A 10,453-nucleotide genomic window follows, 5' to 3' on the forward strand; every position below is an offset into this window, starting at 1 on the left:
CTTGCCAGGTTGCGCCGCAAATCAAAATGCTACAGTAAATGCCAAAAAATGCTGGAATACTCTGTTAGGCCACTGATGGCAAAATGGAATAATATGCTAGCTATATTAAATTAGCAATTCCAAAAAAGAAAGTCCCAAAGCCAGAAGAGGCAGGCTTTGGGACTCCAAGGAAGGAATCAGCCTATAAACAAGGGGAAAGAAGGCTGATTAAACGCCATTGCGGACGTTCATCAATGGGACTTAGGTAGCCAAAAAAAGTTCCAAAATATTTTGCATAGAAGCTATTTTTTAAGAAACCCCGGGGCATTTCGATTCCACTAACCCTAAATTGTAGGGGTAGGCCTTGTGCCTATCCTGGGATCCCATTGTGATTATCAGGGCAACAGGGCAACCACACAGCGCGGGTTCCCTACCCGCCGCTGCACTTGACCCACAGGGATGTGGGAAATGCTGCCAACCGTATGGAACGGTTGCAGCCCCACCATCCCTGGCGGTCGAAGGGGTTGCCCCTACATAGCTTCGTTCCCTTAATGCGCCTCATCCCAGTTATTGCCTACCCCGATATCGACAATCAACGGAACGGCGAGTTCGGTGGCTGAGCACATCAATGATCGGATAGTGGTGGCATAGTCCGTCAGCTTGTCTTCTGCAATTTCAAAAACCAGTTCATCATGCACTTGCATAATCATTTTGGCATCGGCTTGTTCCGTATACAGCCACTGGTCGGTGGCGATCATGGCACGCTTGATGATATCGGCGGCAGTTCCCTGCATCGGCGCATTGATGGCGGTTCGCTCTGCGTATTGGCGGATTGCCGCGTTCTTCGATTTTATTTCCGGCAAATACAAGCGCCTGCCAAATAAGGTTTCAACGTAACCTTGTTCACGCGCCTTCTCCCGGATGGAATCCATATAATTTTTTACCCCTGGATAGCGGGTAAAATACAGGTCGATATAAGATTGCGCCTGGCTGCGTGACAAGCCTAGTTGCTGCGCCAGGCCAAACGATGACATGCCATAGATCAGGCCGAAATTAATAGCTTTGGCGGATCGGCGCAGGTCGTTGGTGACTTGGTCGGGCGCGACACCAAACACTTCCGCTGCCGTCGCACGATGCACATCCAAGCCTTCGTTGAAGGCATTCAATAAACCGGCATCAGCCGACAAGTGCGCCATGATACGCAACTCGATTTGCGAATAATCGGCAGCCACGATTTTATAGCCCGGCGGCGCAATGAATGCTTGCCGGATTTTACGGCCTTCTTCACTACGGATGGGAATGTTTTGCAGGTTAGGGTCGGTTGAAGAAAGACGGCCAGTCGCAGCAACCGCCTGATGATACGAGGTATGCACCCGCCCCGTTTTGTCGTTGACTTGTTGCGGTAGTTTGTCGGTATAGGTCGATTTAAGTTTGCTTAAACTGCGGTATTCGAGTATCAGTTTAGGCAGTTCATAATCAACCGCCAAATCTTGAAGCACCGATTCTTCGGTTGAGGGCTGACCCGTCGGCGTTTTTTTCAACACCGGCAGTTTTTGCTGATCGTAGAGTATCTCCTGAATCTGTTTTGGTGAGCCGAGATTGAAAGTGCGCCCTGCATGGTTATGGGCATGTTGTTCAATGGCAATAATTTGACTGGCAAGTTCCAGGCTTTGCTGCGCCAGCATGGCGCTGTCTATCAGTACGCCGTTGCTCTCTATTCGGGCCAGGACAGGGATCAGGGGGATTTCCATCGCCTCATATAAGGCATATAAGCTGGGTTGTTGTTGCAGTTTCGGGAGCAATGCTTGATGGATTTGTAAAGTAATGTCGGCATCTTCCGCCGCATACGGGGTGGCTTGCTCCAGCGGCACTTCCTGAAAAGGGATTTGCTTGGCGCCCTTCCCGGTCACGTCTTCATAGTGGATGGTCGTGATCCCCAGATACTCTTTGGCGATGTCATCCATATTATGTTTGGTGGCGGTGCTGTTCAAGACATACGATTCCAGCATCGTGTCGTGGGCAATCCCACGTAGGGTTATGCCATGATTGGCGAGGACGTGGGCATCGTATTTGAGGTGTTGGCCGAGTTTGTGTTTGTCAGGGTTTTCCAGAAGGGGTTTAAGTTTTGCCAGCGTTTCAGTGCGGCCTAATTGCTCCGGTACGCCAGGATAAACATGCGCTAAGGGTAAATAGGCGGCTTTCCCCGCTTCTACCGCAAAAGACACCCCCACGATTTGTGCCTTGCTGTAATCCAGGCTGGTGGTTTCCGTGTCAAAAGCAAATAGATCGGCAGCATCAAGTTGATTAAGCCATTGATCTAATAGACGCTCAGTCAGTATGGTCTCGTAGCTGGATTCAACTACGGCGGGTTTCTCGTTAATCGTGGGGGGGATTTCGGCATTATTCGCCAATGTCTTGAGCCAAGTCGAAAAACCCAATTCAGTTAATAGCCGGGTCAACTCTGTGATATTGGCAGGTTGTTGATGACAATCTTCAATGGTGTAGGGCAAATCCAGTTCGCACACAATCGTCGTCAGTTGTTTAGCTAAGGGTAGATGGTCGAGACTTGCGCGTAGGTTGTCGCCGATTTTTCCTGTGATTTGGTCGGCATGGGTCATGAGATTATCTAATGTCCCGTATTGTGCGAGCCATTTTGCGGCTGTTTTCGGGCCACAATTGGGTACGCCAGGAATGTTGTCAACGGTATCGCCCACCAATGCCAGGTAATCAATGATCTGTTCCGGTTTGACCCCGAATTTGTCGATCACACCTTGAATATCCATACGGGTGTTGGACATGGTGTTTTCGAGAATAATATGCTCGTTAACCATCTGCGCCATGTCCTTGTCGCCCGTGGAGATGATGATTTCATAACCTTGTTGTTCCGCTTTTTTTGCCAATACGCCCATGACGTCATCGGCTTCGACCCCGGATTCGATAATCAAAGGCAAACCCATAGCGCGTATGATTTTATGCAATGGCTCAATTTGCACCCTGAGGTCGTCCGGCATGGGTGGCCTGTGGGCTTTGTACTGGTCATAAAGGCCATTTCTAAAAGTTTTGCCGGGCGCATCGAACACGACGGTGATGTAGTCACTGTGATAGTCGGCAATGAGCTTACGCAGCATACTGGTGACGCCGTGGATAGCATTGGTAGGCAAACCTTGGGGACTGCTAAGCGGCGGTATCGCATGGTAAGCGCGAAATAAAAAAGAAGAACCGTCAACCAGGATCAGGCGTTTTGCGGTGTTTTGGGTCATAGTAAGGATCCAAGGTTAGGATGTTGGGCGTAGGGCTGTGATGATTTTACCTTGAACCTAAAAAAATCAGTTGAAGTATTCGTGATCAGATTTAAGCTAAGAAATATCTATGCCTTGTACAAATATAACTAATCACCCAAATGGTGTGGGCAGTAGGGGCAGGCCTTGTGCCTGTCCAGGCAATCCCTTATGCCTGCCAGCGACCCCTTGTGATTATCAGGGCAACCACAAGGGATTGCCCCTACGGAGCCACGTAAACACCAAAGCTAGCTTATTGTTTATGTTGAACCGTTCATTTTGATGCAGTTATCTAAGTTTTACGCTTAACATCGACGATATTGGGCAGTTGGCTTAGTTTGCTAAGCACCAGGCTTAATTGCCGGGTATTCTCAATTTGGATCGTCAGGTTTAGGACTGCCGAAAAATCAGGATTAGTCTCCAGTGCGGCGTTGGAAATATGGATGTTGGCTTGGGTCAATACTTGGGTGACGTTATTCAACAGGTGCCGGGCATTATAAGCACGGATGGCAATTGGCACTGAATGGCTGGCTTGTTGTGTCCCCCAGTAAACAGGAATGAGTTGGGTATGTTTTTCGGGGCTGAGGTTCAAAATGTTGCCGCAATTTTTGCGGTGTACCGTGATGCCCCGGTAATGCGAGATGTAACCGATAATGTCATCGTCTTGTACTGGCGTGCAGCAATGGGCAAAGGTAGTCAGCACATTATCAATTCCCTCGACCGTGACAACGGATTTTACTTGGGGCTTTTTCTTGACGGGTGCGGGAGGCGGAGATTCCAGTTCCGGTATTTTAAAAAATGCCGCCAGTTGGCGGCTGTTAATGTCGTTCCGGCCAATCGCTTCGAGCAAGGCATCCGTATCTGCCAGCTTGAAGTGTTGGGTCAATTCTTTCAGATTGACCGCTTTTAATCCCAAGCGTTGCGTTTCTTTGTCCAGGATGGCTTTGCCCGTAGCAATATTCTGGTCCCGTTGTTGGTGTTTGAACCAGCTTTTGACCTTGCTAATGGCATGTGCCGATTTCAAATAACCCAAATTGGGATCAATCCAGTTGCGGTTGGGGCGGATGTCTTTTGTGGTCAGGATTTCGATTTGTTCGCCAGATTTTAGAGTGTAAGTCAAAGGACAAATTCGGCCATTGACCTTGGCGCCTCGGCAGCCGTGACCAATTTCGGTGTGGATGGCATAGGCTAAATCAAGTGGCGTTGCGCCTTTTACGAGGTCAATCAGTTTCCCGGCTGGGGTCAATACATACACCCGGTCGTGAAACAGTTCGCTATGAAAGTCATCGGCTAAATTTTCATCTGCGTCCTTTTCTGCTAGCAACTTACGGAGGGAAGCAATGCTTTTGTCCATCGCGACGTTATGTTTGCCGCCTTCTTTGTAAGACCAGTGGGCAGCAACACCCAATTCGGCAAATTCGTGCATTTCCCGTGTACGGATTTGCACCTCGATGCGATTGCCCTGGGGGTCGAGGATAACGGTGTGCAGGGACTGGTAGCCGTTTTCTTTGGGGTTGGCGATGTAATCGTCAAATTCCTTGGGTATGTATTGCCATGCACTATGCACGATGCCCAACACGGCGTAGCAGGCGGTCAAGTTATCGACTATCACCCGCACCGCCAGCAAGTCGTATAGTTCGTCGATATCCAATTGTTTAAGCTGCATTTTCTTCCAGATGCTATAGATATGTTTGGGTCGGCCATAAATCTCGGAGCCAATAGCCTCGTTGCTCAGACGTTGTTGCAGCAGCAGGATAAAATTATCGATACACGTTTTCCGCTGGTCTCGCTTGGCGGCCAGGGATTTTGCTATACTCAAGTATATTTTGGGTTCCAGATAGCGAAACGCCATATCTTCCAATTCCCATTTGAACTGGTGTATACCCAGCCGATTGGCAATCGGCGCATAAATGTCTAAGGTTTCCTGGGCGATGAAGTGGCGGACTTCATAGGGTTCTTTGGGCAAGATGCGCAGACGCTTGATCCGGTAAGCCAGTTTGATTAACACCGCCCGCATATCCTGCGTCATGGACAGCAGCATCCGGCGTAATGTTTCAGCCTGGTTGGGCTGATGGGTCATGTCGGTGGAATACACATTCAGCTTGTTCAGCCAGTTAATATCCTTGGCCAGTTCCGCAACGGTTTCGCCGAATTGCTTGGCAATGTCGGATTTGGGTTTCAGTTCCTCCAAACGGGGGTCACTCAATATCGCAGCAAGTATAGTTTCCACATCCACCTTAAAATCCATTAGAATGGTCGCGACATCAATGCCTTTAGGTCGCTGATAAGGCGTAAGTTCCGGTATTTGCGTGATGATCGATAGAGCGTGTTCGATTTGTCTGCTATCCCGGACAGAAAATCCGCTGAAAATTTGCTGAGTAGAAGATGTGGTGTTTTGCATCAATCCGTCTTAAACGATTCAAAAAACTGGTAACCATGATAGGCTAATGCTGCAAAATAGAGTAAGGAACATTTCATTTGGTTCATGGAATCGTTTACAAAAATGTGGATTATTTCAATGGGTGGCACTTTACAAAATCATCAAGAAGTTGATGATAATGACAGCTGATACTTTGTTGACCAAACAGCCAACCGCTTAGATAACTTCAAGGGATTCTATTAAGAAAACACAGTAATTAATATTCCGGTTATGTTTTGCTCCAGATTAAAATCAACCAGTTAAGCAGGTATCTAACAAATCGATTATGCCGATACAAACCACCGCAATACCTGATGTGATAATCATTGAACCCAAGGTTTTTGGTGACGAAAGGGGTTTTTTTTATGAAAGTTTTAATGCCCGAAGCTTTACCGAACAGACGGGCATCAAGGCAGATTTCGTCCAGGATAACCATTCAAAATCGGCTAAGGGTGTGTTGCGCGGTTTGCATTATCAAATACAGCAACCCCAGGGTAAACTGGTGCGCGTAGTCGCCGGGGAAGTCTTTGATGTGGCTGTCGATATTCGTAAACATTCGCCGACGTTTGGTCATTGGGTAGGTGTGATGCTCTCAGCCAGTAACAATCGCCAGATCTGGATACCGGAAGGCTTTGCGCATGGTTTTGCCGTCACTAGTGAAACCGCAGAATTTCTCTACAAAACAACGGATTACTATGCACCCGAATACGAACGTTGCATACTCTGGAACGATCCCGCTATTGGCATCCAATGGCCTGTGCAGGGTGAGCCGAACCTGTCAAATAAGGATAAAATGGGCAAATTGCTCAATGAAGCCGAGGTGTTTGTATGAAAATTCTGCTGTCAGGTGCCACCGGACAGGTAGGATGGGAGTTGGCAAGAACCTTGTTACCGATTGGAGAAGTGGTCGAAGTCAATCGCACCCAAGCCGATCTTGCCGATCTTAAGGCCCTACGAGGCATCATCCAGCAATACAAGCCCAATGTCATCATTAATCCGGCGGCTTACACGGCGGTAGACAAGGCTGAAACTGAACAGGAACAGGCGTTTTTGATTAACGCCGAGGCACCAGGTGTGCTGGCTGAGGAAGCTAAAAAAATTGGCGCATTGCTAGTCCAGTACTCCACGGATTATGTGTTCGACGGAACTAAAAGCACTCCGTATACGGAAGACGACGCTACAAATCCTGTCAATGTTTACGGCCAGAGTAAGTTAGCGGGTGAGCAAGCCATCCAGTCGGTGGCGTGTGATTACCTTATACTGCGGACATCCTGGGTTTATGCCGGTAGGGGCAATAATTTTTTAAAAACCATCCTGCGTCTGGCGGCAGAGCGGGAAGAACTAAAGATTGTTGCCGACCAGATTGGCGCACCGACTTGGGCGCGCCTAATCGCCGAGACGACAGCGCACATTGTGCGGCAAGCGATGCTTGAACGGCAAGTTAACAACTTTAATTCCAGTGTCTATCACTTAACTTCATCCGGCGATACGTCCTGGCATGGTTTTGCCGAGAAGATTGTCAAAATTGTCCGCGAACAAGGAAAGTTGGCACTGAAAAACCGGACGATTCATCCGATACCCACCACTGGCTATCCGTTACCCGCGAAACGCCCAGCAAATTCCCGCTTATCTACGAGCCGTCTGGAACAACAGTTTGGCTTAACCCTGCCGTCATGGGATAATGCGCTCAGGCTCTGCATGCAAGAACTGGATTAGGTAACCTCTCCCTCTGGGCAATAGGTATCTGCACAAGTTATAGAACCGTCATTTCGGCAAGGATTGGCGGCGAGGATTCCATGTCCTCTTCCGCACTTCCTCCATCCATGGAGGTCGCCGGAATCCTGAACACAGGGATGTGAAAATAGCCACAAAAGGGTTCCATACGGCTAAAAAATGGTTGGTAATATTAGCATTGCCATCCATGGCTTCTGGATTCCGGAAATCCTTGCCGAGATGACGCGTTATGTAGATACCTATGCCTCTCAGGGGAGGGAGATTTTTGAATTTTTAGAGGTTTCCCCATTAGCGGGTGGCGTTCCTTGCCATTTTAATATCTAAGCATCAAGCCCAAGTAGATGATTGCCGTTAGTCCATCATAAGGCAGTGAGATATATCCACACATGAAAATATTACTCACCGGCGGCGCCGGATTTATCGGTTCCGCACTTATTCGTTACGTGCTTGGCAACACAGGACATAGCGTAGTCAATATCGATAAACTGACGTATGCAGGTAATCTCGAATCACTCAAGCCGGTCGAAGGCCATCCGTGTTACCGTTTTGAGCAAGCCGATATCTGCGATACGCTGAAAGTTAATCAACTGCTGCAACAGCACCAGCCTGATGCCATTATGCACTTGGCTGCCGAATCCCATGTTGACCGTTCGATTGATGGTCCGGCAGCCTTTATAGAAACCAACATTGTTGGCACTTATATCCTGGTTGAAGCGGCACGCAACTACTGGCAGAATTTGGGCGGCGACAAAAAAGCCCAATTCCGCTTCCATCATATCTCTACCGATGAAGTGTATGGCGACTTGCCGAATGACAATACCTTGTTCACTGAAGAAACTCCGTATGCGCCTAGTTCGCCTTATTCCGCATCCAAAGCCAGTTCTGACCATATTGTCCGGGCCTGGCATCGAACTTACGGGCTTCCGGTTGTAGTGACCAATTGCTCCAACAATTACGGCCCCTATCATTTTCCTGAAAAACTCATACCGCTGGTAATACTCAATGCCCTCGAAGGTAAGCCATTACCGGTTTACGGGGATGGCAAACAGATAAGGGATTGGTTGTACGTAGACGATCACGCCAGGGCGCTGCTCACCGTAGTGGAAAAAGGCAAGATAGGCGAAACCTATAATATTGGTGGACATAATGAAAAAGAAAATATCGCCGTGGTTAGAACCATCTGTCATATTCTTGAAGAATGTCACCCGCAAAAGCCTAATGGCATAGCGAGTTACCAGGATTTGATTACGTTTGTTAAAGACCGTCCAGGACATGACCTTCGTTATGCGATTGATGCCGGTAAAATTGCCGATGAACTGGGTTGGTTGCCTAAAGAAACATTTGAAACCGGCTTGAAAAAAACGGTGCAGTGGTATCTCGACAACCTGGACTGGTGCCGGCATGTCCAGGACGGCAGTTATCGTCGGGAACGGTTGGGGCTGGGAGAAGGAGAATGAACTGGAAAGGCATTATCCTTGCCGGAGGAGCGGGCACCAGGCTGCATCCCATCACCAAGGCCGTCTCCAAGCAATTGTTGCCGGTTTATGATAAGCCCATGATTTATTATCCCTTGTCTGTGCTGATGCTGGCAGGTATACGGGAAACCCTGATTATCACTACGCCTGAAGACCAGGTCAGTTTCAAAAACCTTCTTGGGGATGGCTCGGATTTTGGTATAAAGCTAGAATTTGCGGTACAGCCCAAGCCTGAAGGTCTTGCCCAGGCATTCCTGATTGGCGAGCAGTTTATTGGGGACAGCCATAGTTGCTTGGTATTGGGCGATAACATATTCTTTGGGCAACATTTTTCTGATAATTTAAAAAGTGCATTGAATCGGACTGAGGGTGCAACCGTTTTTGGCTATAAAGTCAAGGATGCAGAGCGGTTTGGCGTTGTCGAATTTGACAAAAACAACCGGGCAATTTCCATCGAAGAAAAACCCGCCCTTCCCAAATCAGACTATGCCGTAACGGGGCTTTATTTTTATGATAATCAAGTGGTTGGTATTGCAAAGAGAATAAAGCCTTCCGCCCGTGGTGAACTGGAAATCACCGCCGTCAACGATGTTTATCTTAAACAACAACAATTGAATGTGGAAATTCTGGGCAGGGGATTTGCCTGGCTGGACACCGGAACCCACGACAGCCTGATAGAAGCTGGACAGTTTGTACAAACTGTTGAACACCGACAAGGCTTCAAGATCGCTTGTCTGGAAGAAATTGCCTATAACCACGGCTGGTTGAGTCGAACGGAACTGGTGATTCGCGCCGAAGCGCTGGCAAAAACATCCTATGGCGAGTATTTATTCGAAATTTCCGCCAGTTGAAAATTACTGCCCCAACAAATAACTGATGCCAGCGGCTGATACAAACGAAACAGTCAAACACAAAAATGAAAATAGATTTTGCAAAACTTCAGCACCAGTATCAGCTTTACAAAAGCGAGATTGATACTGCAATCCAGGCGGTATTAAGTAAATCAAACTACATTATGGGTGAAGAGTGTGATTTGCTGGAAAGAGAACTTGAGGCATTTACGGCAGCCAAACATGCAATCGTTTGTGCTAGCGGCACGGATGCGTTATTGCTTGCCATGATGGCGCTTGATATCCAACCCGGCGATGAAATTATTACCACGCCATTTACCTTCATAGCCACGGCGGAAACCATTGCCCTGATGAAAGCCACGCCGGTGTTTGTGGATATCCAGGCAGACACCTATAACATTGACCCAAGCAAAATCGAAGCAGCCATTACTACAAAAACCAAAGCCATCATACCTGTATCGCTCTATGGACAGCCGCCCGACCTGGATGAAATCAAGGCTATCGCCGATAAATATAAGCTCAAAGTAATTATCGATGGCGCACAAAGTTTTGGCTCGACCTACAAGGGTAAAACCGACAGCGCATTGGGCTATATAAGCTGCACCAGTTTTTTCCCAGCCAAACCCTTAGGATGCTATGGAGATGGGGGCGCAGTGTTTACCAATGATGACGAGTCGGCTGAAAAAATCCGTATGATGCGTGTCCACGGACAAGGGC

The 10,453-nt window shown here is 48.1% G+C and carries 8 protein-coding genes and 1 pseudogene; 7 read left to right on the top strand and 2 right to left on the bottom strand.

Features of this window, described 5'->3' with window-relative positions; genetic code table 11:
• Positions 1-114, top strand: a pseudogene (locus ACLQ6D_RS06670) (IS1 family transposase); the annotation flags it as partial.
• A gap of 413 nt (positions 115-527) precedes the next feature.
• Here ACLQ6D_RS06670 and polA read toward each other — a convergent pair.
• On the bottom strand, positions 528-3,239 hold the full coding sequence (polA, locus tag ACLQ6D_RS06675; protein ID WP_411726508.1) for a DNA polymerase I: 2,712 nt from the start codon (positions 3,237-3,239) through the stop codon (positions 528-530).
• Positions 3,240-3,549: 310 nt separating this feature from the next.
• Positions 3,550-5,658, bottom strand: coding sequence for a RelA/SpoT family protein (locus tag ACLQ6D_RS06680; protein WP_411726509.1), 2,109 nt, complete (start codon positions 5,656-5,658; stop codon positions 3,550-3,552).
• A gap of 304 nt (positions 5,659-5,962) precedes the next feature.
• On the opposite strand from ACLQ6D_RS06680, the gene rfbC reads away from it, so the two are divergent.
• The 6 genes from rfbC to ACLQ6D_RS06710 all read left to right on the top strand — a co-directional run.
• On the top strand, positions 5,963-6,508 hold the full coding sequence (gene rfbC, locus ACLQ6D_RS06685; RefSeq protein WP_411726510.1) for a dTDP-4-dehydrorhamnose 3,5-epimerase: 546 nt from the start codon (positions 5,963-5,965) through the stop codon (positions 6,506-6,508).
• Positions 6,505-7,392: a dTDP-4-dehydrorhamnose reductase gene (gene rfbD, locus ACLQ6D_RS06690; protein ID WP_411726511.1), complete on the top strand. Its 888-nt coding sequence runs from the start codon at positions 6,505-6,507 to the stop codon at positions 7,390-7,392. The genes rfbC and rfbD overlap by 4 nt, the downstream gene beginning before the upstream one ends.
• A 177-nt stretch (positions 7,393-7,569) precedes the next feature.
• A complete protein-coding gene (locus ACLQ6D_RS06695) occupies positions 7,570-7,734 on the top strand; it encodes a hypothetical protein (protein ID WP_411726512.1) in 165 nt (54 codons plus the stop codon).
• Between the two features lie 62 nt (positions 7,735-7,796).
• Positions 7,797-8,867, top strand: a complete 1,071-nt coding sequence (gene rfbB, locus ACLQ6D_RS06700; protein ID WP_411726513.1) for a dTDP-glucose 4,6-dehydratase — start codon at positions 7,797-7,799, stop codon at positions 8,865-8,867.
• Positions 8,864-9,736: a glucose-1-phosphate thymidylyltransferase RfbA gene (rfbA, locus tag ACLQ6D_RS06705; protein ID WP_411726514.1), complete on the top strand. Its 873-nt coding sequence runs from the start codon at positions 8,864-8,866 to the stop codon at positions 9,734-9,736. Before rfbB ends, rfbA begins: the two co-directional genes overlap by 4 nt.
• A 65-nt stretch (positions 9,737-9,801) precedes the next feature.
• Positions 9,802-10,453: DegT/DnrJ/EryC1/StrS family aminotransferase (locus tag ACLQ6D_RS06710; protein ID WP_411726515.1), on the top strand; the 652-nt coding region annotated here is incomplete at its 3' end.

The sequence above is a fragment of the Methyloglobulus sp. genome, from assembly GCF_046714055.1.
Classification (GTDB): Bacteria; Pseudomonadota; Gammaproteobacteria; order Methylococcales; family Methylomonadaceae; genus Methyloglobulus.

Excerpts from the sequence above, each read along its gene's own strand:
- polA (WP_411726508.1), bottom strand. The coding sequence starts at position 3,239 with ATGACCCAAAACACCGCAAAACGCCTGATCCTGGTTGACGGTTCTTCT.
- ACLQ6D_RS06680 (WP_411726509.1), bottom strand. The coding sequence starts at position 5,658 with ATGCAAAACACCACATCTTCTACTCAGCAAATTTTCAGCGGATTTTCT.
- rfbC (WP_411726510.1), top strand. The coding sequence starts at position 5,963 with ATGCCGATACAAACCACCGCAATACCTGATGTGATAATCATTGAACCC.
- rfbD (WP_411726511.1), top strand. The coding sequence starts at position 6,505 with ATGAAAATTCTGCTGTCAGGTGCCACCGGACAGGTAGGATGGGAGTTG.
- ACLQ6D_RS06695 (WP_411726512.1), top strand. The coding sequence starts at position 7,570 with ATGGTTGGTAATATTAGCATTGCCATCCATGGCTTCTGGATTCCGGAA.
- rfbB (WP_411726513.1), top strand. The coding sequence starts at position 7,797 with ATGAAAATATTACTCACCGGCGGCGCCGGATTTATCGGTTCCGCACTT.
- rfbA (WP_411726514.1), top strand. The coding sequence starts at position 8,864 with ATGAACTGGAAAGGCATTATCCTTGCCGGAGGAGCGGGCACCAGGCTG.